The sequence below is a fragment of the Desulfotomaculum sp. 1211_IL3151 genome, assembly GCF_036763075.1.
Taxonomy (GTDB): Bacteria; Bacillota; Desulfotomaculia; order Desulfotomaculales; family Desulfotomaculaceae; genus Desulfotomaculum.
Window position 1 is genome coordinate 123,085 of the sequence record NZ_JBAIYV010000025.1, and the last position, 26,679, is coordinate 149,763.

General features: G+C 43.3%; 21 protein-coding genes, 6 tRNA genes, 1 rRNA gene and 1 other annotated feature. Of the genes, 14 read left to right on the forward strand and 14 right to left on the reverse strand.

The genetic code is table 11. From position 1 onward, the window contains the following. Nucleotides 1-9 precede the first annotated feature (9 nt). The 13 genes from V6C11_RS05530 to V6C11_RS05590 all read left to right on the forward strand — a co-directional run bounded on the left by V6C11_RS05530 (nt 10) and on the right by V6C11_RS05590 (nt 12,231). Complete coding sequence (locus tag V6C11_RS05530) at nt 10-606, forward strand: class I SAM-dependent methyltransferase (RefSeq protein WP_333530104.1); 597 nt, start codon at nt 10-12, stop codon at nt 604-606. 15 nt (nt 607-621) lie between these two features. Beyond that, nucleotides 622-1,584 carry an ABC transporter substrate-binding protein gene (locus tag V6C11_RS05535; RefSeq protein WP_333530105.1) on the forward strand — a complete coding sequence of 321 codons (963 nt, stop codon included), beginning with the start codon at nt 622-624 and terminating at the stop codon, nt 1,582-1,584. A 42-nt stretch (nt 1,585-1,626) separates the two neighbouring features. Next, a complete protein-coding gene (locus V6C11_RS05540) occupies nt 1,627-2,622 on the forward strand; it encodes an ABC transporter substrate-binding protein (protein ID WP_333530106.1) in 996 nt (331 codons plus the stop codon). Between the two features lie 125 nt (nt 2,623-2,747). After that, on the forward strand, nt 2,748-3,743 hold the full coding sequence (locus tag V6C11_RS05545; protein ID WP_333530107.1) for an ABC transporter substrate-binding protein: 996 nt from the start codon (nt 2,748-2,750) through the stop codon (nt 3,741-3,743). Nucleotides 3,744-3,876: 133 nt separating this feature from the next. Next, nucleotides 3,877-4,902 (forward strand): FecCD family ABC transporter permease, encoded by a 1,026-nt coding sequence (locus V6C11_RS05550; protein ID WP_333530108.1) that lies wholly within the window; start codon nt 3,877-3,879, stop codon nt 4,900-4,902. Nucleotides 4,903-4,932: 30 nt separating this feature from the next. Continuing rightward, complete coding sequence (locus tag V6C11_RS05555) at nt 4,933-5,619, forward strand: GTP-binding protein (protein WP_333530109.1); 687 nt, start codon at nt 4,933-4,935, stop codon at nt 5,617-5,619. A gap of 21 nt (nt 5,620-5,640) precedes the next feature. Beyond that, complete coding sequence (locus V6C11_RS05560; RefSeq protein WP_333530110.1) at nt 5,641-6,651, forward strand: ATP-binding cassette domain-containing protein; 1,011 nt, start codon at nt 5,641-5,643, stop codon at nt 6,649-6,651. Nucleotides 6,652-6,764: 113 nt separating this feature from the next. Next, nucleotides 6,765-6,905, forward strand: coding sequence for a hypothetical protein (locus V6C11_RS05565; protein WP_333530111.1), 141 nt, complete (start codon nt 6,765-6,767; stop codon nt 6,903-6,905). Between the two features lie 79 nt (nt 6,906-6,984). After that, entirely contained in the window at nt 6,985-7,950 is a 966-nt protein-coding gene (locus V6C11_RS05570; protein WP_333530112.1) for an ABC transporter ATP-binding protein, read from the forward strand. Next, nucleotides 7,947-8,681, forward strand: coding sequence for an ABC transporter permease (locus tag V6C11_RS05575; RefSeq protein WP_333530113.1), 735 nt, complete (start codon nt 7,947-7,949; stop codon nt 8,679-8,681). The genes V6C11_RS05570 and V6C11_RS05575 overlap by 4 nt, the downstream gene beginning before the upstream one ends. 895 nt (nt 8,682-9,576) lie before the next feature. Next, nucleotides 9,577-9,996, forward strand: coding sequence for an RNA polymerase sigma factor (locus V6C11_RS05580; protein ID WP_333530114.1), 420 nt, complete (start codon nt 9,577-9,579; stop codon nt 9,994-9,996). A gap of 559 nt (nt 9,997-10,555) precedes the next feature. Continuing rightward, nucleotides 10,556-10,789 (forward strand): helix-turn-helix domain-containing protein, encoded by a 234-nt coding sequence (locus tag V6C11_RS05585; protein ID WP_333530115.1) that lies wholly within the window; start codon nt 10,556-10,558, stop codon nt 10,787-10,789. A gap of 92 nt (nt 10,790-10,881) precedes the next feature. Continuing rightward, a complete protein-coding gene (locus tag V6C11_RS05590) occupies nt 10,882-12,231 on the forward strand; it encodes a site-specific integrase (protein WP_333530116.1) in 1,350 nt (449 codons plus the stop codon). 14 nt (nt 12,232-12,245) lie between these two features. Here V6C11_RS05590 and V6C11_RS05595 read toward each other — a convergent pair. The 5 genes from V6C11_RS05595 to V6C11_RS05615 all read right to left on the reverse strand — a co-directional run bounded on the left by V6C11_RS05595 (nt 12,246) and on the right by V6C11_RS05615 (nt 13,341). After that, a tRNA-Ser gene (locus V6C11_RS05595) sits at nt 12,246-12,333 on the reverse strand. Between the two features lie 187 nt (nt 12,334-12,520). Beyond that, a complete protein-coding gene (gene tadA, locus V6C11_RS05600) occupies nt 12,521-12,973 on the reverse strand; it encodes a tRNA adenosine(34) deaminase TadA (RefSeq protein ID WP_333530117.1) in 453 nt (150 codons plus the stop codon). Nucleotides 12,974-13,002: 29 nt separating this feature from the next. Then, nucleotides 13,003-13,079: transfer RNA gene (locus V6C11_RS05605), tRNA-Arg, on the reverse strand. 53 nt (nt 13,080-13,132) lie between these two features. After that, a tRNA-Arg gene (locus V6C11_RS05610) sits at nt 13,133-13,209 on the reverse strand. Between the two features lie 55 nt (nt 13,210-13,264). Beyond that, nucleotides 13,265-13,341: transfer RNA gene (locus V6C11_RS05615), tRNA-Arg, on the reverse strand. 149 nt (nt 13,342-13,490) lie between these two features. Between V6C11_RS05615 and V6C11_RS05620 the strand changes: the two genes are divergently transcribed. After that, nucleotides 13,491-14,204 (forward strand): CBS domain-containing protein, encoded by a 714-nt coding sequence (locus V6C11_RS05620; RefSeq protein WP_333530119.1) that lies wholly within the window; start codon nt 13,491-13,493, stop codon nt 14,202-14,204. 188 nt (nt 14,205-14,392) lie between these two features. Here V6C11_RS05620 and V6C11_RS05625 read toward each other — a convergent pair whose 3' ends face one another. The 9 genes from V6C11_RS05625 to rrf form a co-directional block, all read right to left on the reverse strand. After that, the gene (locus V6C11_RS05625; RefSeq protein ID WP_333530120.1) at nt 14,393-19,072 is read right to left on the reverse strand and encodes a X2-like carbohydrate binding domain-containing protein; all 4,680 of its coding nucleotides are present in this window, start codon (nt 19,070-19,072) and stop codon (nt 14,393-14,395) included. A gap of 366 nt (nt 19,073-19,438) precedes the next feature. After that, nucleotides 19,439-19,532: transfer RNA gene (locus tag V6C11_RS05630), tRNA-Ser, on the reverse strand. A 16-nt stretch (nt 19,533-19,548) separates the two neighbouring features. Then, nucleotides 19,549-19,638, reverse strand: a tRNA-Ser gene (locus V6C11_RS05635). Nucleotides 19,639-19,812: 174 nt separating this feature from the next. Further along, nucleotides 19,813-21,087 carry a serine--tRNA ligase gene (gene serS, locus V6C11_RS05640; RefSeq protein WP_333530121.1) on the reverse strand — a complete coding sequence of 425 codons (1,275 nt, stop codon included), beginning with the start codon at nt 21,085-21,087 and terminating at the stop codon, nt 19,813-19,815. Nucleotides 21,088-21,275: 188 nt separating this feature from the next. Continuing rightward, on the reverse strand, nt 21,276-22,856 hold the full coding sequence (gene serA / locus V6C11_RS05645) for a phosphoglycerate dehydrogenase (protein ID WP_333530122.1): 1,581 nt from the start codon (nt 22,854-22,856) through the stop codon (nt 21,276-21,278). Next, complete coding sequence (locus V6C11_RS05650) at nt 22,856-24,013, reverse strand: pyridoxal-phosphate-dependent aminotransferase family protein (protein ID WP_333530124.1); 1,158 nt, start codon at nt 24,011-24,013, stop codon at nt 22,856-22,858. The genes serA and V6C11_RS05650 overlap by 1 nt, the downstream gene beginning before the upstream one ends. 77 nt (nt 24,014-24,090) lie before the next feature. Further along, nucleotides 24,091-24,342: a binding site (T-box leader), on the reverse strand. Between the two features lie 91 nt (nt 24,343-24,433). Beyond that, on the reverse strand, nt 24,434-24,727 hold the full coding sequence (locus V6C11_RS05655) for a hypothetical protein (RefSeq protein ID WP_333530125.1): 294 nt from the start codon (nt 24,725-24,727) through the stop codon (nt 24,434-24,436). Nucleotides 24,728-24,910: 183 nt separating this feature from the next. Beyond that, nucleotides 24,911-26,137: an HD-GYP domain-containing protein gene (locus V6C11_RS05660; protein WP_333530126.1), complete on the reverse strand. Its 1,227-nt coding sequence runs from the start codon at nt 26,135-26,137 to the stop codon at nt 24,911-24,913. A gap of 458 nt (nt 26,138-26,595) precedes the next feature. Continuing rightward, nucleotides 26,596-26,679 (reverse strand): 5S ribosomal RNA (gene rrf, locus V6C11_RS05665); the annotation flags it as partial.

Consider the following 26,679-nt stretch of genomic DNA (forward strand, 5'->3'; position numbering starts at 1 on the left):
GAAAACAAAATGCTTAAATCAGATAATTATTCAAAGTTACAGCCCATGTACCCACTCCTGATCCAACAATTTGTAGATGACTATAATCTCAAAGAAGGGATTGCCGTGGACATTGGCGTGGGTCCAGGGTGGTTAGGAATGGAAATGGCCAAGATCACCAATATGAAAATTGTCTTCATGGACATCAGTCAGGAATCCTTAGATTTGGCAAAAAAGAACTTTAAAGCGCTGGACGTTGACAACGAGGTAGATTTCATCAATGCCGATGTCCAAGCACTTCCCGTGGAGGACAACTTTGCCGACTTTATCATGAGCAGAGGTTCGATTTGGTTCTGGAAGGAGCCGGAAAAAGGTCTGCGGGAGATTTACCGTATTTTAAAGCCGGGTGGTGTCGCAATCGTCGGCGGAGGGCTGGGAAGATATCTTCCCGCAAGTATGCGGGCAAGATTGCAGGAAGCTCTTAAGCAAGGGCTGGCCCAGAGGAATGAGAAAAGACCAAACCTTGAAGAATTTAAAGCAATCGTTGAAAAGGCCGCTCTGCCTGACTATCAGATTCTGACAGACGGAGAAGCCGGCGGCGGTCGCTGGGTCGAAATCAAAAAATAACAGGAGGGATAAAGCATGAGATTTCGCATAACAGCCTTTACGTTAGCTGTAGTCATGATGTTATCAATGGGGCTTGCCGGTTGCAGCGGCAAGCCCCCGGCGCAGTCTTCAGAACAATCTGCGGATGTACAGACAAAAAACACTGTTACGGACGAACTTGGTCGTGAGGTAACGATTCCGGAAAATCCTCAAAGAATCTTGGCACTGACTTCCGCTGTCATGCAGGCGTTTTTTAATATTGGCATTACACCTGTTGGAAAAGTAGACGACTACAAAGTTACAGAAGAGGGTATGGCACTGCCCTCTGTAGGGACACCATCCAATGTAAACATTGAAGCAGTATATGCGCTTCAACCCGATTTAATTATTGCAAGCAGCAGATTCCACGCCTCCCTTAAGCAAGAACTGGAAAAATCAGGGGCAGTAGTTTATTATTTTGATCCCGATAAGGTCGGTGATATTCCTGTAGTGGAGGTGACAGCATACATTGGCAAACTACTAGGTAAAGAAGACGTAGCTGAACACTATGTGCAGTCAGTATATGCGGCTGCGAACGAATTTAAAAAGAAAATAGCCTCTGAAACAGATATTAAAACCGGTATTGTCATACAGGACGGTGATACCATCGTTGCAGCTCAAAATGCTTCTTCTTATGGCTCTATGCTTACTTTGTTAGGAATTGATAATATTGTCCCTGATAATCTGCCCAACGCTACAAAATCTTCGTTTGTCCCCTTTGATGTTGAAACAATTTTGGCAAGCAATCCGGATCTAGTCTTGATCATGACCTCAAGTAAAGATGCCGAAAACAATAAAGCCATCTTGGAGAAATTTAAGAGCGATCCTCAGTGGGCAGCGCTGGATGCCGTGAAGAATAATCAGCTTTTAATCCTTCCCTTTTCTGTTAATCCTAATCGATCGACTCCGGAAATGATGGTCAAGGCAATGGCGGAAGCGGTTTTAAAAACCCCTAAATAGCTTGATTCCAGATGCAACAGATTCAGAGAGGATTTGTAAGCCATGCTAATGAAAAGTAAGAAAGCTTTTACTTCAGTTATTTTATCTGTTTCAATGTTATTTATTTTAAGTGGGTGCGGCAGTCAGCCATTGAGTGAAACTACCGCATCAAATATCTCATTAAATTCACAAATAGATATACAACCGGAACAGACTGCCAAAACCGTTGTGGATGATTTAGGCAGAAGCGTGGTCATTCCCTCAAAGCCGCAAAGAGTGCTGGCATTAAATTCCGCTAGAATGGAAGATCTTTTTAACCTCGGGATTACACCGGTTGGAAAAGTAGATGAATATAAAATCAGGCAAGAAGGGATTGATTTGCCGAGTGCAGGTTCTGTTTCCAATATAAATCTTGAGACTATCTACCAGTTGAAACCTGATCTAATTATTGCGCACAGTAGACATCACGGCATCATAGTTGAAGCCTTGGAGGAAACGGGATGCCCTGTCTACTATTTTGACCCGGTTGTAGATAAGGATGCTTCTGAAGATGATGTCATTATGTTTTTAGCTGATCTCCTTGGCAAGAAAAGGGAAAGCGAAAACTATTTGAATCACATCAATTCTTTTGCTAAGGAATACAAGGAAAAAATTGCCGCGCAGACAGATATTAAGACGGCTGTGATTATTATGGACGGAGACACCATCACCGCTGCTCAAACAGCCTCGGGGTTTGGAACGGTTCTCACAGTGCTGGGCCTTGCGAATATTGTTCCCGAAGGGCTTCCTGGCTCAAGCACATCTACCTTTGTGGCATTCGATATAGAAACCATTTTAGATAAAAATCCAGATGTTGTGCTTGTTATGGCAGCAAGCAACAATAAAGAAGATAATCAGAGGCTTTTAGATAAATACCTTAATGATTCTAAATGGGCAAGCTTGGATGCAGTTCGAGAAAATAAACTGACAATACTGCCCTTCAAGGCCAATCCTAACCGGGCCACACGAGAACAAATGATACAATTAACCGCAGAAGCAATTTTGTCGGCAGCTAAGTGATTTTAATATATTGCTTTAAAAACAGACTGTTTACTGATTAGGAGAGTTATTAAATCCAATTGATAATAAGAGTATGGCCGTTTATTAGCTCATATGTCTTAACAAAATAAAGGGGAGGAATGAATATGTACAACACAATAAGAAAGCATAGAATTGTCTCACTTTGCATGGTCTTTGTGATTATCATATCGCTATTTTGTGGTTGTGCTAAAAATACAGCTTCATCGAAAATCGGAACGACCAACGAAGTAAATGATGAAAGACCATTGACGGCAGAAAAAACAATTACAGATCATATGGGACGGACTGTAACGATCCCTGAAAATCCGGAAAAGATTTTAGCTTTACAAGCCTCCATTATGGAATCGCTTTTTTGTATCGGAATCACTCCGGTAGGTAAAATTGATGAATATAAAATCCGCGAGGAAGGTATCGCGTTGCCCTCAGTAGGCTCCTATACCAATGTTAATATTGAAGCAGTATATGAGTTGCATCCAGATGTTATTATCGGAAACACAAGATATCAAAGCTCCATTCTTGAATCCTTGAAAGCAACAGGTGCTACAGTAATTATGGTTGACCCGGAAAGCATTGGAGAGATACCTTTAATTGACAGTGCTACATATTGGGGAGAAGTTTTTCGCAAAACAGAAACCGCTGGTCAATATACTAAATATATAAAAAATATTGCAGGTGAACTTAAACAAAGAATAAAGGAAGAAACAGCTATTCATAGAGTTGTGATTCTCCAGGATGGAGACACTATTTTAGCTGCACAAAAAACCACCTCATATGGATCAATTCTGTCGTTACTGGGCCTCGAAAACATTGTACCGGATGCTCTACCGGGTTCAAAAGACGCCTGCCTGATACCTTTTGATGTTGAAACAATTATACAGGAAGATCCTGACATGATTTTTGTGATTGCTTCCAGCAACGATGCTGAACAAAATAAAGCTATCATACAAAAATATAAAAACGATTTGAAATGGCAGGGCTTGACTGCTGTTAAAAATAATAAAATTATGACTCTTCCCTTCAAAGTAAAAATGGGAAGATCATCAGCAGAAGAAATGCTAAAAACGACAGCAGAAACCATTTTAACGGTAAGTGGTAAATAATATACCATTTTAAATCTTTGGAACGATGGGACTACATTTCCTCTCGTTCCACATTATTTCAAGGCCGAAACTATTGGCACAGCAATATATTCTAAACAATTATAAACTGTAAGTGAATGAGGTGACTTACCCGTTGAATAAAATTGAAAAACCCCCTACTCATCTGAAAGCATACCGATTGACAGTTATATTGATCGCAGCGGCCTTTCTTGTATTTGTAGCTTTCTTTAGCATAGTGACCGGCACAATACAATTCTCCGGGCACGAAATAATAAGTTTACTGAAGGGAGAGCTGCAAGAAAGTCTGGCAAATCAAATAATCTTTAATGTGCGAATGCCCAGAGTTTTTACTGGAGTATTTGTCGGCATGAATTTGGCGGTTGCAGGTGTTTTACTGCAAGGCATTTTACGTAATCCCATGGCCTCTCCCAACATCATTGGTGTCAATGCGGGAGCCGGGTTAGCCGCCGTCGTTATTATGACCCTATTGCCAGGGAAAATCGGCATGATCCCTTTAGCCTCTTTTACTGGTGCTTTGCTGGCAGTATTGCTAATTTACGCACTTTCTACAACCTCAGGAAGCTCCAGTACTGTACATATCATTTTAGCTGGTATTGCAGTTTCCAGTCTTCTCAGTGCGGTCACTTCAGCTTTGATGATGATTAACAGTGATGTACTGGAAGTAACCTATTCCTGGTTACTTGGCAGCCTTTCGGGCCGGAGTTGGACGGCAGTGAGCACAATTTGGCCATACAGTCTTATTGCTTTAACAGCAGCGCTGTTTATCAGTCCGAAGGTCAACCTTTTTGGATTGGGCGATGAAGTAGCCAGTAGTGTCGGCTTACCAATTCGTTTATATAGAATTATCATTATGCTGACTTCTGCTGTTTTAGCGGGCAGTGCCGTGAGTGTTGCCGGAACAATCGGCTTTGTGGGCCTGATTGCCCCTCATTCGGCAAGACTTTTAATTGGCAATGACCATCGTTATCTCGTGCCCTTATCGGCAATACTGGGAGCTATTTTGCTCATCTTATCGGATACTGTTGCCAGAACTATTTTTCAACCGGTTGAATTATCGGTAGGTATTATTACTTCGGTATTAGGAGCACCTTTTTTCCTGTTGCTCTTATACAGAAAAGGGAAAGAGGGGAGATTCTAATTATATTATGAATCAAGGGGTGAGATTACAATGAAATTAATCACGATCTCCGGACCGCCCTCCTCCGGAAAAACTTCAGTTTTGTTAAAAGCAATGGAGGAATTAAAGGACAAAAAGCTTAAAATTGGTGTGCTGAAATTCGACTGCCTAACAACCGATGACGATAAGCTATATGCAGCACAACACATTGACAGCAGAGTTGGGCTATCAGGCAGCCTGTGTCCGGATCATTTCTTTGTAAGTAACATTGATGATTGCGTTGATTGGGGAATCAGGCATTCCTATGATATTTTAATTAGCGAGAGTGCCGGTTTGTGCAATCGGTGTTCCCCCCATATTAAAGGATGCACGGCAGTATGTGTTATCGACAACCTGATGGGTATAAATACGCCAAAAAAAATCGGTCCCATGCTCAAGATGGCGGATATCATTGTGATTACTAAGGGAGATATTGTTTCACAGGCAGAAAGAGAAATCTTTGCTTTAAAAATCAGGCAGGCCAATCCGAATGGAGTTATATTACATGTTAACGGAATTACAGGTCAGGGAGCTGGAGAATTAGCAATATTGATAGAAAAATCCACTCAGGTTGAAACGTTGAAAGGAAAAGAACTGAGAATAAGTATGCCGTCTGCTCTATGCTCCTATTGTCTTGGTGAGACGCAGATTGGAAAGGAAAAGCAAAAAGGAAATATAAGAAAAATGAATCTGGATTAGGTTGGAAGGAAGTGATTTGAAATGAAGAATTATGTTTCATTGGAGAATTTAACGATAAAAAACTTACTTGATACTTATCCGTACTCCAGGGAGTTTTTCGATATTAACGGTTTGCCAATTGATAGCGTAAGTAATACGGTCAAAAATTATATTGCTTCTCTTCCCTATGTATTTCTGGAAGACATGGGGGTTGACCGGGAAGGCTTACTCAAACGCTTCCTGGCTTTTATGGGGCGTATGGAAGACATTAAAGAAGAACGCTCCTTTAGTATCCATGATATAACCATTTTGGGTGGCAGAGATAAAAACGGTAAAGCTGAAGAAATTGAATTGAATATAAATATGGGCGAAATACTTTGCATTGTCGGTCCTACGGGCTCAGGAAAAAGCAGACTGCTTGCCGATATCGAGTGGATGGCACAAAGGGATACGCCCACCAAAAGACAAATATTAATCGACGGTTCTGTTCCGCCGGGAAATTGGCGTTTTTCAATCGAGCACAAGCTGGTGGCTCAACTATCTCAAAACATGAATTTTGTCATGGACATTTCTGTCAAAGATTTTATAAAACTGCATGCCCAAAGCCGCATGATTGACGATATTGAAAATAAAACACAGGAAATTATTGATCACGCAAATGACTTGTCCGGCGAGGTATTTGATTTATATACGCCGCTTACGTCTTTAAGCGGCGGCCAATCCAGAGCCTTAATGGTAGCGGATACCGCCTTTTTGAGCACGTCCCCTATTGTGTTGATTGATGAAATCGAAAATGCAGGGATTAGCCGAAAAAAAGCTCTGGAACTTCTGGTCGGTCAAAATAAAATTGTACTTATTGCTACGCATGATCCCCTTCTTGCTCTAATGGGAAATAAAAGAATCGTCATCAAAAATGGTGGCATTCAGAATGCTATTGAAACCACATCAAATGAAAAAAAATGCTTGGTTCGACTGACTGAAATAGACAATGTTTTGTTGAGATACAGAGAAATGCTTCGTAATGGCGAGATGCTGGAGGATACTGAAATATAAATTTCCTATTTCTTCTTGACAGAACTAAATAAGCTATATATAATTTGATTAAGTAATCACTAAATCAAAAGTTTATTTCCACTTGGGAATACACTAAAAATGGAGGTGTGAATATGTGCGATACTAATCAAAAAGACAAGTTCGAGTGTGAGCATCCTGAATTGAAGCCCGCAAACGGCAAATGCAGTGAAGAACTAATTCAAAAATGTCACGGCAACACGAAAGAGCATCCCTGCAACTCGGAGAAAAAATAACATTGCAAAAACAAAGCGGTTATCTTTGATTCATTGCATAATCGCTTTGTTTTTTGTATGAAGTGAAAGGAGTGATTAGATGAACATTTTGGAGGTAATAAATTTATCGAAAAAGTATGATAATTTCGCCGCCGTTAAGGATGTCGCTTTTTCTGTTGGAGAAGGTGAAATTTTCGGATTTCTGGGGCCGAATGGCGCAGGAAAGACAACGACCATAAATATGATTATCGGCCTTGCAAGACCAACCTCCGGCAGTATAACGCTGGCAGGGATAGACTGCGTAAGAAATACAAAGTCGGCGCAGCGCGTTATGGGGATCGTGCCTGACGAGAGTAATCTATATGATGACATGAATGGCTTTGAAAATCTCTGTTTTTGCGCTTCCCTTTACGGCATGGAAAAAATGCAAAGAGAAAAAAAGGCACGTGAATTGCTTTTGGAATTTGATTTAGAAAAAGCCGGAAATCGTCCTTTTAAAGCATATTCCAAAGGGATGAAACGTAAGCTCACCATCGCTGCCGGGATTATCCACGAGCCTAAAATGCTTTTCATGGATGAACCAACCACAGGTATCGATGTAGAGAGTGCGAAACAGATTCGTGAACTAGTCACTGGCCTTAAACAGCGTGGAACAACGGTTTTTTTAACGACACATTATATTGAGGATGCGCAACGACTATGCGACCGAATTGCTTTTATCGTGAACGGGCAGATTGTTAAAATAGCGCCAGTGAATGAGCTATTGGAAAGTTCCCAGGCTGCAAGGCATATTGTACACTTTGCTTTGAACGGTAGTGCGGCAGCGTTCGATGATGAACTTAAGAAGCATTTCCCCAATTATAACTTTGAAGAGCAAGACGGTATTTGCGTTTGTTATGCCCATCAACCTTTTTCTATCCTGCCTCTCGTAAACTTTTTTGAAGAAAAAGGGCTTTCTGTTTATGAAGCTAAGAGCATTCACCCTTCCTTGGAAGATGTCTTTGTAAAGATAACTGGCATTGAAGCAAAAAAGTTGGCAAATGAAAAGGAAGGTGGCCGCAAATGAAAACATGGATTGCCTTTTGGAATATATTAAAAAAAGATATGCAGAATTATTATTTAAAGGCTCCCAATATCAGTTGGGGACTGATTTTTCCTTTGGCATGGACGCTGATGTTTTTTATTCGATCCGAGCAAGCAGTCGATATAAATGAAATTCTTCCTGGCGTTATGGCAATGAGTATATTATTTGGAACAACTTCTATGCTGGCCGTCACGATTACTTTTGAACGTAAAGGCCGTTCCTTTGACAGGTTACTGCTCGCACCTGTCAGTCTTAATATAATGGTGCTTGCTAAAACCTCTGGTGCAATACTTTTTGGTATTATAAACGCCTTTATACCTATTATACTTTCTTCTTTTGTTATTAACTTTTCAAAGGTCAACTGGCTGATTGTTTTGTTAGGTGTTCTTCTTATTGCCGTGACCTCAACTCTACTGGGATTACTAATTGCTACCTCCGCTAAAGAAGTATTTGAAGCACAAACATTCTCTAATTTTTTCCGGTTTCCTATGCTTTTTTTATGTGGTCTATTCATACCGATAAATGATTTACCTGTTATTTTACAGCCATTTTCATATATCCTTCCTCTAACATATGGAACAGATTTGTTAAATGGAGCCTTGCTTAATGCAGGATTAATGAATATCTGGGTTGACATAGCTGCATTGGTCGGATTTACCGCATTATTGTTTATTTTGAGCTTAAGTAATATTAACAAGAAATGGATATTATAACTACAATTTCACTTATGAAGTTATCCTTCCAAAAGAAAGTTATTATTAGGCGGTTTTAGCTTTGGATAAACTGCAATCATTCGAAAGTTTTGATTGATGTATTGCATGTGGAGCATGAAGTCGTGGACACAGATTCCCACGCAATAGATGCAATGCAATAGAACATATCATTAGTATTGAAACGCTCTGTTCTTTATGCCGCTTTACCAACCAAAGATGCATCGGAGGATGTTATGCAAAAACAGATACCACCCCCAGAAGGATTAAAATTCGATATAAATTCGATTGTGCAAATGCCCTTTCTTCAACGCAAGTTGAGAAAGGGCATTTGCCTTTTTATGTTCGACAATAAAAACCAAAACGCTGCATATAACAAGAAAATTTGATCTCTTGAAAGGTGGTGGTAACGGGTGTTGCTCACCTCAGAGGAAGCAGAGTTCTCTATTCTTAGTAACGAGAACCGCTATACAAAATTCGGCATGGCAACACCTGCCGTTTAGATATCCCTGTATGTCATGCAGGTGCGCCATGTAGGTTGGAGTTGATAGTGCATGATAGAGATATCATACAGTATCAAGCGGTTTGCTGCCAAATCCAACGTACATAAGGCAAATACTATACGTTACGGGCCTTGCCATCGCCAGCAAAGACAACATAAGCCTAAAGGCAGTGATGACGACCCTCCAGGCAGAATCTTGCTTGATCACGTAACTTTTGCAGCCGAATTTACTGAAAAAAGTAAATTCGGCTGTTTTTGTTTATACAGGCATCTATCAAAGTGCTTGTATCTTTTCTATTACCTGAAACAGGACAAGCCTGTTTTGGGTGGCATCGGCTGTCGTTCTCCCCCTCTGTTTTGGTTTTCCACAAAAAAATCAAAATGGAGGTTTGGAAAATGAGAAAAATCAATTTACGGGACTATTACCCGTTTTATCAGTCTGATTTTTTTATAGAAGTAGAGGACGAGATTGCAGAACTGTTCAAACTGTTTGAACGGAAGGAACATGCAGACTTTGAGCGTAGGCGAGTTCACAAAGCGTATTACTCCTTGGATGCAAACGACGGAATTGAAAGGAATGTTATACTCTTAGTTTTATCACCGCAAGAGATCTACGAGCGAAAACTCAGCAATCAAGAATTGTACGCCGCCATCAGCAGTCTACCAGAAAAACAGGCGAAGCGCATTTATGCTCATTTTTTCCTTGATATGAGCAAAGCACAAATAGCCCGGATTGAAGGCATAGATCCAAGCTCCGTAAAGGAGTCCATTGAGAGAGGGCTTAAACGCATGGAAAAATTCCTGAAAAAATTATAAGAATGCCCATTCAGTCCCCCCGTTTGGCCTGAAAAATCTGCTGATTGTCAGAGGGACATAGCTACCCCGCCCTCGTTTGCCCTTTGACAACTGAATAGGCGTTTTCCGGTACGTTCCCCGTATGTCCTGAGATGGAAAGCCAGATTGCAGGTACGCCATGACCACCTGATCGGCATTTGCCGGAGGCAGGCGAAGCATCCGCGCCCGCTGTGCATTGGATGCGGCGAAGGTGTGAGCGAGAAATATCCATGCAGTGAATAAATGTCGGCAACATTTAAGGCGACGATACATACGGAGGGGGATACTTCCGTCCAGCCATAGCCCCGCGTGAAAGCGGGATCACGCAATGGGGGCGGCTCGGTGAGATCCACGGGGAGGTGAAATTCCTATGAGGACGGTCAGCCGCCGTTCGCCGGACAAAGCCATGAAATGATAAAACCAAAACAGAAATGCAGGTCAGAAATGCGTCTGATTGTGCCTTTTTATATGCACATCCAACATCAGGCGCATCTTCTGCTGCATTAATCCTTTGATATAAGCACTGAAGGGAGGCTTTCGTTTGTCTATCGAAAGATTATCACAAGAAAAAGCCTACCGTATCATGCTAAAAGGATATCCTGATGTACTTGATATAAAGCAAATGTGTGAAATTCTTGGCATCAGCCTGAAGACAGGATACGGTTTGATACAAGAAAATAAGATTGAATGTTTAAAGGTTGGGCGAGCATATAGAATCCCCAAACCTTTTTTATTGAGTTATTTGCGGATAGGTGCAAGCAGCGATAATAAATAAAATGGATTTCGCACATTTCACACACCTTCTTTATTGTGCTACACTCATCATGTCAATGGCAGGTGAGTGAATAATTTGAGAGGAGGAACTCTATGGAACTCACCACAATGCTGAAAATGGTCGGACTGACCGAGGGTGAATTGATAGGAGGCTTCATTACACCAAAGAAAGGCTATTATTATGCCGTTCTCAACCGCAAGGATCGGAATGGAAAACGTAAGCCCCTTTGGATTTCAACCGGGCTTGCTGCGGTTGAGGAAAATGAAGCGGAAGCTGAAAGCAAATGCCTGGCGGCCAGAATTCAATATTCCCTTGACTTGAAAAACGGCATAGCTGATAAGGGCGAGAAGACGTTTGCGCAGGAAACGCCTGAGAAAAACAACAATTTTCAGGATGCTTCCGATGAAAACCATTCAGAAAATCCCCTGTTTGCGGATTTACTGAATGAATGGCTTGCCTTCAGGCACCCGGATAATATTGTCGTCGGTGAAGATTTTAACTTTGACAAAACAATCAAGCTCAATACCTGGGCCGGTTATGCGGAAAACATCGAGCACAATCTATATCCGACATTCAAGGCTTATGGGTGCACAGTCCGGGAGATTACGCCCGATCTGCTCAAGGGACATTACGCTTACCGGCTGAAACACGGCAAGAAAAAAGCAACGGTTGCCAAGGATTACACTATTATCAACCAGGCATTAAATTATGCCATCAGCAAAAGGATGATCAGTGTAAATCCAAACAGTGCAATCACACTGCACAAAATCGAGAAATATAATGCGGCTACGCTCAATGCCAATCAGATGCAGTATTATCTTGAATTTATTGTCGGGGATATTATTGAAATTCCTATACTGCTCGGCGGCTTTTATGGAATGCGCCGTAGCGAGTGTGTTGGTGTTAGAGAATCACAATTTGATTTCCGGCATAAATTTTTCCGAGCCAATCACACCGTAACCACAGCAGTGATTGACAAGAAAAAAATCTATATCCCGTCCGACAAGCTCAAGACGGATTTGAGCAATCGTACCTATCCCTTGATCCCTTATGTTGAGGAAAGGATAAAGGCTAAGATAATTGAAAACAAGGAGCTAAGGGAACTTTGTGGCAACTCCTACAGCAACGAATGGCTTGGGTATATCTGCGTTCATCCCCTGGGGGAAATCATAGACCCAGATTATATCACAAACAGGCACCGCGATTTACTCAAAAAGGCCGGATTGCCTCATGTTCGGTTTCATGATTTGAGGCATTCATGCGTGGGCTTGATGATGGCCAATGAAGTGCCGATGGAGCGTATCAGGGATTGGGTCGGCCACAGCGACATTCGGACAACGGTTAATACCTATGGACATCTTGAGTATCAATCTAAGAAAAAAACAGCAAAGATCATTCAGAAATCTTTGCCGCTTAAAAAGGTAGGAGCTGTTAATCTTTGAAATTAACAGCTCCATGGCGGAGGAGGTGGGGGTTGAACCCACGCGCCGTTGCCGACCTATCGCATTTCGAGTGCGACCCCTTCACCACTTGGGTACTCCTCCAGATATTATTAACTTGTAAAACTGCCACGGATAGAACTCGGATAGAACAACTCAAAAATCCATATCTATTCGAACTCCGAGGGCTAGAAAAACCTTATAAAATCAAGGTTTTCGGGTACATGACTTCCATATAGCTCAACTCATTTCGAGTCGAGCGCCTTCGACCAGCTCGGCCAACTCTCCAGGTTTATTTATTTCGTAATTCACGAAAAAATTTCTGCAAAATCTCCTTGCATTCGTCTTCCATAATACCGGAGATAACTTCTACTCTATGGTTAAACTTAGGTTGGTGAACAATATCTAAAATGGTATCAATGGAGCCAGATTTAGCATTGGGGGCTCCATAAACCAATCGTCTAACTCTAAATTGGACAATGGCACCCGCACACATGGCGCAGGGCTCAATGGTCACGTAGAGAGTGGCGTGATTTAAACGCCAATCGCCCAATACCTTGGCTGCTTCCCGCATGGCTAGGATTTCGGCGTGGGCTGAGGCGTCGCAAAGGCTCTCTCTTAGGTCATGACCCCTGCCTACGATATCACCTTCGGCCACCACAACAGCACCAATGGGTACTTCCCCTTTTTCAGCGGCCAACTTAGCTTCTTGCAATGCTTCGCGCATGTAGCGGGCATGAGACAATGGAAAAACCCCTTAAAATAAAAAAAGAGTGGTGCGCCCGGGAGGACTCGAACCACCGGCACGCGGTTTAGGAAACCGCTGCTCTATCCACCTGAGCTACGGGCGCATATAAATATGTTGCTAGCCCCAAATATTTTTATTTAGAACTAACAACATAAGTGGCGTGCCTGAAGGGACTCGAACCCCTAACCTCCTGATCCGTAGTCAGGTGCTCTATCCAATTGAGCCACAGGCACTTATTAACACGACACAAATCATAACACTTCTTTGCCAATATGTCAAGTATATAAATGGCGTGCCCGAAGGGACTCGAACCCCTAACCTCCTGATCCGTAGTCAGGTGCTCTATCCAATTGAGCCACGGGCACATAATTAATTAACTTAACATATGATGCAACAACGAATACACTCTTGAAGTGTTGTTCCTATCGCAAAAATTATTATATAACAAGTAGCAAGCTAAAATCAACTGTAATTATATCAGATATTTAGATTTTTAATATTAGGAGAGTTTTTTATGAATCATGCTGACATTCGTAACCTTGAATGTAAGTTAAAAACCCTTATTCTTATATGTATAATTATCTTTTTGGGTTTCTTTTTTGTGCAAATTGTTGATCTGCCTTTTTATAATATAACCAGTCAGCCTGAATATATAATCCCTTTTGCAGAAAAGGTTAACAATTCTATGGTTAAATTTTTTCTTTTAGCTGTCGTCTTTTCGATTATTATGACAGCAATCGTATTTAGATCTAACCTGAGTTTAAATGTATCCAAAGATAAACTAAAATTTAATCTTGATATAAAAATGAAGGATTATACCCAAAGTATGGATGGCATGAAACGTATTATTGATGACCAGGGTAATATCCCTTTATATAACTCCGAGGTTTACCAGCAATTAACACGTGATTTTATTATTTCTCAAGTAAATGATGAGGGACAACCGGGAAAGTTTATCACCATGGAGTCTTACCTTACGGGCTTTTTACATCTGTGCAACTCAAATATCTGCCCTAGCGATATTATTAACGCTCAGAGTATTAATGGTGATAAGGTTTTTGCCCCTAGGGATTATGTTGAAATAGGAGATAGTTTGTTAACAGTAATTACAAAAATGAGTGAAAAGAAGCTAACTGCTCTGCCAGTGGTAAATAAAAATGGTAAAATGATAGGTTCCATTAATTTTCATCAAGTATTGAAGATCGTATTAGAAGCGATGGAACGATAAAAAAACCGTTAGTCCAAAACTAACGGTTTTTTTATATTTGAAAAGTTTGGTCACATTTTTATTCTTTTTATGAGGCCATCAATACCCGCTGATAGGCCCTCCGAACGGCTCGCTTACGGTGATGTTTTCGGTGATCTCAAATTCTGTGATTTCGATTTCCGGGCTTTCGTATGGCTTTTTCATAGTATTCACCTCGTTCCAGGCTCAATATTATCGCTGTATACCGTTACCATATTACCTTCCCTGTCCTTGTAGATCAGGTAGGCTCTTCCGTACCAGGTGTCGCCGGCTTCGACATTCGACTTCATGATATAGAACTGGTCGGTGGAAGTATCCAGTATATTTCCAAGGATTACGTTCGGAGTATTCACCGTCAGGTCGGATGTCGGTAATTTCAGCAGCAACACACCGCTTTCCACCAAGGTGTAATCGGCCCGGAGGTCTTTGATTGCCGTGAACAGGATGGTTCCGTTTGTTGAATTTACCATTACATCATTAGACAATGTAATAAACGGTTTATTTTCAATCACCGTACTGTTGTCAACAAACACAGCCACAAGCGAGGTATCCCTCATGGGAGCAAAGAATGTAAAGGTGGATTTTGTGCTTACCTTTTTGCCGTCCTGCTCCCAATGACTGAACTTTTGTCCGTCCGGTGCGGCGCCCGCCGCCACCGTTACCGGCATGTCGAATCGGTAGCTGCCTTCATTGCCGCCTGTGGATAGGGTTCCCCCCGCCACGGTTACCGTATAGGCACCCGTTTCTCTCACATAGATGGCGGTGATGATCCTATCGGAAGTAACATTCCTTGACGAATGGCTCCAATGTGAGAAGCTATACCCAAACAGCGGGGGTTCGGCAGGAGGGGGCACCGATCCGTTCTTCGCTACATTCGTCAATTGCAGGATTTTTCCGCTCCTGTCTTTAAACGTAACGGTGTACCAGGGATCCTCCGCTGCGGGAACTTTAGTGAACACAGCCGTTACGTTAATTCCTGAACCCATCATAACTTCATAAACCGGATCATCGGAAATAATGCTTGCGTTTTTTACGTTCAGCCAATAAGCAAAGGTATATCCCGAACTTGCCGCAGCTTCCAGGCGAATGGACTTACCCATTTCATAGGACGTGCTGTATACCGGCAAAAGGGGCGTTGAACTGCCGTTCAGCTTCACTTCCCCTCCCTCAAGGGTCTTGACTTCAAGGTAGCCCCTTTTCTTATCTGGGCTTTCATCTTCCCAAATGGCGTACAAGATAAGGTCGTTTGCAGGCATGGTCACCGTCGCGCCCTGAGCGTAAGGGGTACCTCCCGTGTCAAGGGGATTGGTATACCAGTGTTTGAACTTCTTGCCAGTCGGCGGGGTAAGGGTATTGTTTGCCGCCGCAAAGGTTGCGCTTGCAGCTTTGTCACTCTCTGTCGGTGCGATGCCCTCGCCGCCGTTGGCGTTGTAGGTGACGCTGTAGGTCACCGCCGGCTCCGCTCCCGTCGCCGGGAAGGTTGCCGTTACTACGCCGGAATTGGCAGCGTTGGTTGCAGTTGCTCCGTCCACGGTGAAGAAGTTCTCGGTAATCCCGCTCAGGGTATAACCGGCTTTAGGAGTAAGAGTAATGGTCGCCGTATACACCGTGCTTGGGGCAAAGGGGTTATGGGCAGGATTCCAGGTCACGGTTCCGCTGTATTGTGCCGTTTCAATAATAGCTGTTGCAGGCGTCGCGCCACATACCGGAGCTGTCACTCCTAGGATGGCCGCGCTGATTTCCGGCGTGGTGTCGATGATGTTGATGGTCAGCGTGACTGGGTCGCCCGCCCAAAATCCAACGGTCAAAACCAGCTCCCCCACGGGCTGGGACGCAAGGTATTCCTTTTTGATAATCAGCGTACCCTCGCCGATTGTGCTGCCGGCTTCCATGTCGATGTCGCTTCCCCACGCAAGGTCTGTATCACCCGCCTTGACGTACTTCACTCCTTTTGAATCGTTCTCTGTGATCGTTGCGGTCACATTTTCCTGTTCAGCCGGGTTTTTGTCGAAGGTCCCGCTGTTCGGGTTGATTGAGGCGTTTCCCGGCAGGATGGTAACGGTCAGCGTCACGGGTTCGCCGATATCGAAATATACGCTAAACTCAAAATCCCCCACAGGCAGCAATGTCGCAAGAAATTCTTTTTTAATGGTCAGCGTGTTCCCGGCCACCTCATAACTCTCCGGATCGATTATCGTCCAGCCCGCCGTCATGTTTACCACATAACTCACCGATGCCGCGCCGTTCCATTGAATGGCCGCGGTCACATCCGCCTGACGGCCCGGCGTCCTGTCATATGTCCCGGTTGTCGGGCTGACGCTGGGATTGTCGGCGATCGTTATGGTAAGCGTATCCGAGGCACCTTTGTCGAACACAACCGTCAGAATAAGCTCACCTTCGTCCTGTTCCGCGAGATATTCCTTTTTAATGGTCAGCACATACCCGCTCACGCTGTAATTCGCCGCCCCGATGGACACTCCGCCCGCCGTGATGTCGGTCACTGAAACCGCATCATTAAAGGTAACGTACGTGGTCACATCCGCGGCAGCGTCCTTTTTGAAATTTCTGGATTCGGGAAAGACGTAGGCGTTCATCGGCACAACGTCGATTCCCAGCGTTGCCGGATCACCTCTGTCAAACACGATGGTCGCAGTGAGGTCGCCAACGGGTTGGTATATTAAGCGATCGCCTTTGATCGTCAGCATGTCCCCGCTCACGGCGTAGGTGTCTGTTCCAACTGAGACACCATTCAGCTTCACGTCGGCCACGGCGTTCGCGTCGTTCCATGTTATAGTCGCGGTCACATCTGTCCATTTCGCATCCGTCGGGTTTCTGTCAAACGTCACTCCGGCTGGGCTGATGACGGCGTTTCCCGGGATAGTGATGATGGTAAACGCCGTCGGATCGCCCTTGTCGAATACGACGGTCAAAGCAAGGTCGCCGAACGGTTGGGACGCAAGGTACTCCTTTTTGATGGTCAGTTTGTTCCCGACCACGCTATAACTCTCCGACCCGATGGAAACTCCGCCCGCCTTCACGTCCGTAATCGTTTTTGCACTATTCCAGATAATAGATGCCACTGCATCCGCCTGTTTCGCCGGATTCCTGTCAAAAGTCCCGCTATCCAGGCTGATGCTGGCGCTCTCAATTATACTTGAGTAACACTGAATATAATCCAAATTCAAAACCGCATCGCCATGGTCATACTGAATTTTCAGGCTGTCACCGCTGTCAATTTCCAAAGGAAGCCATATGCTGCGAAAGCACCCCACACCGAACCATCCGCCGGTAGAGGTAAATGCAGCATCCATAATATGCACGCCATTTTTGTAGATGCTGATGGTTCCATTGTTTAGGCTTGCATAGCGGATTTCAACCATATGCGACTTTGGCAGGTTGTTCCACTGGACATAGCTTTTTCCCGCAATTTTGAGATCTCCAACCTGTTCTTCTCCCGAAGCACCCACAGCCTGAGCACCGCCGAAAATCCTCACATTGCTAATAACCGCGTCTTCCGCCTCAAACTTTCCCGGGGTTGCGGTAACATTCAGGTTAAAGGTCTTTGTCTTTGCCGTTGCGCCTGTATATGAAACCGTTGCGGTCAAAGCAACCGTTTTGTCATCGTCGAGTTGTCTTATTACTGCGCCCGTACCGGTGTTAATCATTCCTGTGGGGGAGGCGCTCCATGTTATGGTCGTACCGTTCGCCCCTGTTTTGGGGAGATTAAGGGCTGTTTTAACATCATTCTCCGCACTGTTACTGCCTTTTATGGCGTTCCAAAGGAGGGCATCAAAGTCGGCTTCAATACACTCAGCGGGTGTGAAGTCACGCCAGACTGCGTACAGCGTGAAATTCTGCGCAGGCATTGTAACTGTCGCATCGGGCGCATAAGCCGTGCCGGAACCGTTTGCCGCCGTGTTCCACTCCTTAAACTCCTTGCTTGCCGGCGGAGTCAGGGTATTGTTTGCCGCCTTGAATGTTGATCCTGCGACTTTATTATCCTCTGTGGGAGCTGTCCCGCTGCCGCCGTTTGCGTTGTAGGTGACGCTGTAGGGTGTTGTGTCACTGATGGCTATGGTAAATGTCGCTGACACGCCTTTGTCGAATTCAATGCTCAGCACGAGGTTACCCATGGTTTTTGTTGCGAGATACTCCTTCTTGACGGTCAGCGTATCCCCTACTACGCTGTAGCTCCCCGCCCCGATGGTAACTCCGTCCGCCTTTGCGTCCTTCACCGATACTGCGCTGTTCCAGGTGATGGTCGTCGTAACGTCGGCCTGATAGGACGGGTTCCTGTCAAATGTCCCGCCGGCCGGGCTTATACCGGCGCTCTTGATGATGTTAAAATTAGCCGTGGCCGTAGCGGCATTATAGTTGGCCGTGGCTGCCGAGGTTCCCCGCACGGTGTAGCTTCCCGCCCCGGTGGGGACGGTGTCGGTGTAGGTGCTGTCGTCTGTCCCCTGTACCTTGTATACGTAAGTAACCGCCCCGCCGCTGATGTTGGTTTCGACGGATGGCGCGGGGGTTGCCCCATAAGTGATATCGGCGCAGGAAATGCTCAGGGTGTTGTTCGCCTTGCCGATGGTGAAATTGGCCGTGGCCGTGGCGGTGTTATAGTTGGCCGTAGCTGCCGAGGTCCCCCGCACAGTGTAGCTTCCCACCCCGGTGGGGACGGTGGCGGTGTAGGTGCTGTCGTCTGCCCCCTGTACCTTGTATGCGTAGGTAACCGCCCCGCCGCTGACGTTGGTTCCAACGGACGGCGCAGGGGTTGTCCCATAGGTGATGTTGGCGCAGGAAATACTGAGGGTGTTGTTCGCCTTGCCAATGGTCAGGGTAAAGGCTTCCTTCATTGGCATCTCCATAAATTGCATAGCTGTTTCTCTTCTTCAAATATTTTTAGCTAAGACTTATCGCCTTGCTTTTTTTGCTTTAAGTCAATAAAAGCCACGCTCAGTTCATCAGGCGTCCAAAATAGATAACGTGAGTACCTAAAAAAGAGCATAAAAAACAGGCGTATTTTCTAAACGAAAATACGCCTGTTGATTCTTCCCAATGATTCCTATTTAGTTGCAGGGTGAGCGTTCAACCCCTCCAGATTGCCAAAAAAGTTCAAATTCATCTTTCATTTTGAAACCCAAATAATCGCCGCTTTTATTGCTGAAAATGCCGATGCCATGCGGCTTTAAACGCATGGCATCTTTTTAAATCAAATATTATGGCGGAGAGCGAGGGATTCGAACCCTCGATACAGGTCTACCCCGTATACTCGCTTAGCAGGCGAGCGCCTTCAGCCAACTCGGCCAGCTCTCCGTATATCTATCTCACATGGCGGAGGGAGTGGGATTCGAACCCACGGAACCCGTAAGAGTTCAACGGTTTTCAAGACCGCCTCCTTCAACCGCTCGGACATCCCTCCGAACTCGGAGGTGGATCCTCCAAAACAGCTCGTTACCCCAAGCAAGATAGAGTATATCATAGTCAAAAACCGTTGTCAAACTTAAAATAATTAAAAAAATTTGGCGAAAGCCTTGTTTGCCCTTATGCATGTCGGAAAATTTATACTTTCCGATATGTAAACAATTTATTGTTATTAAATTGTTATTTTCTCAACTCCACCCATGTATGGTACAAGTACTGGTGGTACTGTAATACTACCATCAGCCTCTTGATAATTTTCCAAAATAGCAGATAATGCTCGCCCGATGGCCACCCCTGAGCCGTTTAATGTATGCACAAATTCCGGCTTAGCTTTGGGAGTTGGTCGATATTTAATATTTGCCCTTCTCGCCTGAAAATCCAAAAAGTTACTGCAGGATGAAATTTCTTTGTAGTTATTGTAACTGGGCAGCCATACCTCTAAATCATAGGTTTTGGCCGATGAAAAGCCCATATCTCCCGTCGATAAAAGAAGCACCCGATAAGGTAGGCCCAGGGCTTGAAGTACCTTTTCGGCGTTGCTGGTTAAACGTTCTAATTCATCAAAGGAATCTTCTGGCCTGGAAAATTTAACTAATTCAACCTTGTTAAACTGATGCTGTCTGATTAGTCCCCTGGTATCCCTGCCAGCAGCCCCTGCCTCTGCTCGGAAGCATGCACTATAGGCACAGTGGCAGATGGGAAGTTGTTCTTCAGAAAGAATCTCCTCCCGATATAGGTTTGTCACCGGAACCTCCGCAGTAGGAATTAGATAATAATTTAATCCTTCCAATTTAAACATATCATCCGCAAATTTAGGCAGTTGACCGGTACCTACCATGCTATCACCATTTACGATAAAGGGTGGGAAAATTTCCGTATAGCCATGTTCTCTGGTATGTAGATCCAGCATAAAATTTACCAAAGCACGTTCTAAACGGGCTCCCATGCCTTTATAGAAGGAGAATCTGGCACCTGTAACCTTACCACCCCGTTCAAAATCAAGTATATTTAAATTCTCCCCAAGATCCCAATGGGGCTTTGGTTCAAATTCAAAATCCCGGGGTTTACCCCAACGCCTTATTTCAATGTTGTCATTTTCATCTTTACCCACGGGAACTGATTCATGGGGTATATTAGGAATAGCTAATAAAATCTCCTGCAGTTTATCTTCAATGGCCTTAATTGCATCATCCATATCTTTAATTTGCTGAGATACTTTACGCATCTCCAGGGTTCTTGCCTCGGCATCTTGTCCGGCTTTCTTTAATTTGCCTATTTCCTGGGATACGACATTGCGTGTGTTTTTTAACTGTTCCACCACTACTAATTTTTCACGGCGTAGGGCATCCAGTTTTAAAAAGTTATCCAATGATATGTCAGAACCACGTTTACCAAGACCTTCTAATACAAGTTCTGGGCTGCTGCGTACAAATTTAATATCCAACATAAATAATACCCCCAAAATTTGGTAGGAATTTAGTCCTAATGTTAATATTGCCACATTCAAACAGAAATTTCCTTATGTATTATACTATAAGCCTACTTCTTTGTAAAACATTGGGGAAATACAGATTTATTATTAAAATGCAAGATTAGGGTTAGCAAAATAATGCCAACCCTAACCTTCTTACAATGCTATAAACTTACCATTTTTACTTCTAATATTCCATCAATGGTTGCAAATTCCTTTAAGGCACTGGGTGGGATAATATTATCAACCATCATAATCATAATGGCCTTACCGCCAAGTTCAACCCTACCAACTTGCATACTAGCAATATTAATGGCTACATTACCCAAAATGGTACCAACTTTACCGATAATACCTGGTTTATCAATATGGGGAGCTACCAGCATATGACCAGTGGTAGGAGCATTAATACGGTAGCCGTCTATATTAACAATGCCAGGTTCGTTGCCTTGGAATAACGTTCCGGATAACATCCTTTTCCCTTTATCGGTATATATATTCACAGTAATTAGGTTATGATAGTCCTCACCATTTTCCTTGGTGGTCTGAATGACCGAAATACCACGGTTGCGGGCCACCAGGGTAGCATTAACAAAATTGACATTTTCCTGGAGGATGGGGTCCAAAAGTCCCTTTAGTAAGGTTGTTGTAATGGGGTTGACATCATATTTGGCCAGATCACCACTGTAAACAACCTCAACCTTTTCTATTCTGCCATCCAGCATTTGGGACTGGAAGGTACCTAATTTTTCCGCCAAATCCAGGAAGGGACGAATTTTGGCTAATAGCTTTGGACTCATGGAAGGCATGTTTACGGCATTCTTTACTAGGTCTCCCCTTAGTGCAGCAACAATTTCCTCTGCCACATCCACGGCTACGTTTATTTGGGCCTCTTCTGTGGAAGCACCTAGGTGTGGGGTGGCAATAAAGTTATCCAGTTTGATCAAGGGGCTATCGGTGCAGGGTTCGCTTTCAAAAACATCCAGGGCTGCTCCAGCCACCTTACCGGATACCATATATTCGTATAAAGCTTCTTCATCCACAATACCGCCCCGGGCACAGTTTATAATACGAACCCCATCCTTCATCAGTTCGATGGCTTCTTTATTGATCATATGATAGGTTTCTTTGGTTTTAGGCATGTGAATGGTAATAATATCCGCTTTTTTAAAGAGTTCCTGCAAGGTTACAATTTCCACAGCCATTTTCTTAGCATGATCCTCAGAAATGTAAGGATCATAAGCCACTATGTTCATTTCCATCGCCTGGGCTCTCTTGGCTACGGCAGTACCAATACGACCCAGACCGATAACACCAAGGGTTTTGCCTCTTAATTCAACGCCTAAGAAAGCTTTTTTATCCCAGATGCCATTCTTTAACTTACCACAGGCCGCAGGCACCTTACGAGCCAGCGCTAACATCATCGCCATGGTAAGTTCAGCAGCAGCAATGGTGTTACCATCCGGAGCATTTACAACTACAATCCCTTTGTTAGTAGCTGCATTACGGTCAATATTGTCAACACCCACACCAGCACGGCCAATTACTTTTAACTTTTTGGCAGCTTCTATTACATTGGCGGTAACTTTGGTGGCACTACGAACGATCATGGCATCATACTCACCAATAATTTCAATCAGTTGATCTTCGGTCATTTTTTCACCGATTATCACTTCAATATCTGTATGTTTACGTAATGGGGCTAAACCCTGTTCCGATACTCCATCCATCACTAATACTTTCATTATGCGTGATCGCCTCCTACAAATATCATTTGAGCTTCTCTTACACCAGCACCTAATTCAGCTTTATAACCCACCTTGCCCAGGGCCATTTCTAGTGCGGAAATGGCAATAATAACATCCATTTTATCTGCAAAGCCCATATGTGCTATGCGAAATATTTTACCTTTCATTGCATCCTGACCACCTGCAAAGGTAACGCCATAATCCCTTAACAGTACCTTACGCAGGGTATCAGCATCTACAACCATGGGGGACTGAACTGCTGTCACAGCCATTGAGGCACAATCGTCCGGTGCCAATAACTCCAAGCCAAGTCCCTGAATAGCTGCCCTTGTGGCCCTTGCCAACATTTTATGTCTAGCAAAAACATTGTCCAGACCTTCTTCTAAAATCATATCAAGGGCTGCATCCAAACCATATACCATGCTAACTGGGGTTGTATAGGTAGTATTCCATTTAGCAATGGATTTTTTTGCTTTTAATAAGTCAAAGTAGTATTTCGGAGAAGTGTTTTGTTGAATTTTTTGCCACGCTTTTTCGCTTACACTTATGAAAGCTAATCCAGGCGGTAACATCAAAGCCTTTTGAGACCCACTGACCACAATATCAACATGCCAAGCATCCGTTTGTAGATCGATGGCAGCAAGGCCACTTACGGCATCCACCACAAGTATTGCCTCATACTTGGCCACAAGTTTACCAAGTCCCTCGATATCATTTTGTACACCAGTGGAAGTTTCGTTTTGTGTAGCCAACACCACTTTAATGTCTGGGTTTTCTTCTAACTTCTTTTGTACTACCTTGAGATCTATATCATAACCCCAACCAAAATCAACAAAATCTACTTCACCGCCGTAAATTTTGGCTAAGTCCCTAAACCTTTCGCCAAATTTACCGCTTGATAATGCCAAAACCTTATCGCCGGGGCTTACTACATTGGCAACTGCTGCTTCAAGGGCACCAGTACCGGAGCTACCAATAATAAAAACATTGTTCTCAGTCTGGAAGACTTTTTTCAGCTTATCGGTTACTCTTTCTACGATCGTTTGAAACTCAGCACTTCTGTGGCCAATAATCGGCCTAGACATGGCTTCCACTACACGGGGGGGAACTTGAGTAGGTCCCGGAATTAAGAGATACTTTTTGTCAGGTATCATAAAATCCCTCCAGATAATTTTTTACCCGTCGGGGGGGAAAATACAAAAACCTCCCGCCCCTAACGGATGATCAGTCCATTAGGGACGAGAGGTACTTCTCCCGCGTTGCCACCCTTGTTGACTAGGAAATATAAATACCCCAGCCCACTCAATTGTTATAACGGGTATCTTCCCGTATCTACCTACTACAAACAGTATATAAGGTATCACTGTGCTTCGGCAGATCCCCTCGGGGGAGGAATTCACCTAAACCCTCTACCGATTCACACCAACCATCGGCTCTCTGTATAGAAAAGGTTTAAATTACTTTTCCCCTTCGCAGGGTTTAAATTCTCTTCCAATAAGAGTATTTTACACAGGAGACCTTTGTTTGTCAAGAGTGGATATTGTTTTTTGGGGCCCATTTTTCTATCCTCCCCTTCATGGCCCACGATTGTTTGTTTTAGGTAACGAGCTTAGAATGATAGCCATACTAATGGCCGTACCGATTTTTAAGGCATCATACGTTTTTTCAGCTTCTTTGTAGTATGCATCAAACCTTTCCCTAATTTTATTTCCGGTCGATAATACAACTGCATTTACGTTTTCAATCATATTTTTTGAGTCATTTACAACCTGTAGTCTATTTTCTATCAAGGTGCCAAACATAAATGAGAAGATTACCGCCAATGTGACTACCCACTTACTCATTTTGTTCAGGTTGACAAACTTCATTGCAGTTCACCTCCTGAACGCTGCCAAGTTAGCGTCACTTTTATATTACCATATAATACCAAATACCATTATATTCCATTTTGCTTTATTTAATGCCATTATCGTCTGTGTCGTTAATTTTATTAGTATTTTTTTGGCTTTAGTTAGATTTGCTTCTATTTACTAATTGCCCCATCATATAAACTAGATAAATTGATTTGATTCGCTAACATGATGGGCATCGTCATAATTGGCAAGTAAGAGTGATGTTAACTCTGAATCAATAGCACCTGATTTTACTTTGTTTGTTAAGATTTTTATTACCTTTTCTTTTTCCATTGCGTCCCGATAGGGTCTTGTTTCTGTCAGAGCTGTAAAAATATCCGCCACTGCTATGATCCTTGCCCCATTTTTTAAATCGACAGCGTCCAACTTAAAGGGATAACCCATACCATTTAATGTCTCATGATGGCAAGAGGCATAATGATTGATCTCCTCAAATCCTTCAATCATATTTAATATATGGTAGGTGTAATAGGTATGTTTTTTCATGATATTATATTCTTCGTCGGTCAGTTTTCCGGGTTTGTCAAGTATCTTTTCCGGCACCCCTAATTTACCCAAATCATGTAATAAACCGGCCACCCTGATGATCCTTTTATCGTGCTCTGAACAATCCGCCTTAGCAGCCAAGAAACTAGCCACATTGGCCACACCAGTAGAGTGTCTTCTGGTAAAAGGACTCTTAAAATCGATAACCTTGGACATGGTATCTGCCACTGATAGTACCTCTTTATAGCCTAATTCTTTGGCATTTATGGGGCAGTGGTGAGATAATATATCAGTTAAAAAGGGTGAATGCAAATCTAACCAAAAGCATTCCCGATTGGATATATCGTTAAATGCTTCCACTAGGTGTGGATCGAAAAGCCCCCAACTTTCCCCATTGATCCTTCTGCAGATTGATTTTTTTTGTTCCAGTATGTAGATACTTTCATTTAACAAAACATCCACCCTGTCTGCCAGGTGTATGATCCTACTTTCTATGGGTATTTGGTTTCCCATTCGTTTAGATGCGTTATTAACGCCGTCCCAGCGATCATGATGATATAAAATAATTTCGGCAATAGGGCTAAATAATGGATGATCCTTAAATAGTTTATAACCATTTTTACAGTGTTCGGAGGCTTCCCCTATTAAGAATTCAAATAATAAATCCTTCTCTACCCAAGTGCTTGAACCAGCATCGTGCAAAATTGCTGCTGTAAATAGGTTGCCTAATCTCTGGGAATCAAGACCGTAAAGTTTACCAATTTGTAAAGACATCAGTGCTACCCTTTGATGATGTCTCATTAAACCATGGGCGCAAAAATCCATAGACAGGCTTAGGGATGTTAGTAATTTATAATAATTAGTTAATAACTGTTTCATTATGGTTACCTACCTTAAAATAATTTTGTAAATTGTTATCACCCATAGTCCTTATCTTAATTATCTTTTGTTCCTCCTGAAGCAATCGGCAATAAGCTTTCAATCTAATTTATTGCCACAGATACTACCAGGAAACCCATGTTATTATACCTAATATTATGAGGTATTTTTAACATTGGGATAAAAAAACCACTTATAAATAGACCCGAGGGCGGTTCGAAACCAATGAAAAAGTGCTTCTAAAAATTCACCCTATACAATATGTTGTGATTCAACATGGGTTTTAGTCACAATATATTGAGTGGATTCTTGAAAAATGATACTTTTTCAGTGATCTCGGACGGTTCTCTTGTCTTATGCCGGGAAGACATGCTTGGGGGTTCTTAGACAAAAAACCGTCCCCATATCTACACATAACAAAACCCTACAGTCATTATAACTGTAGGGTTTTAAAAATACTCTGGCAACGACCTACTCTCCCAGGAGCGTGAGCTCCAAGTACCATCGGCCCTGAAGGGCTTAACTGCTGTGTTCGGGATGGG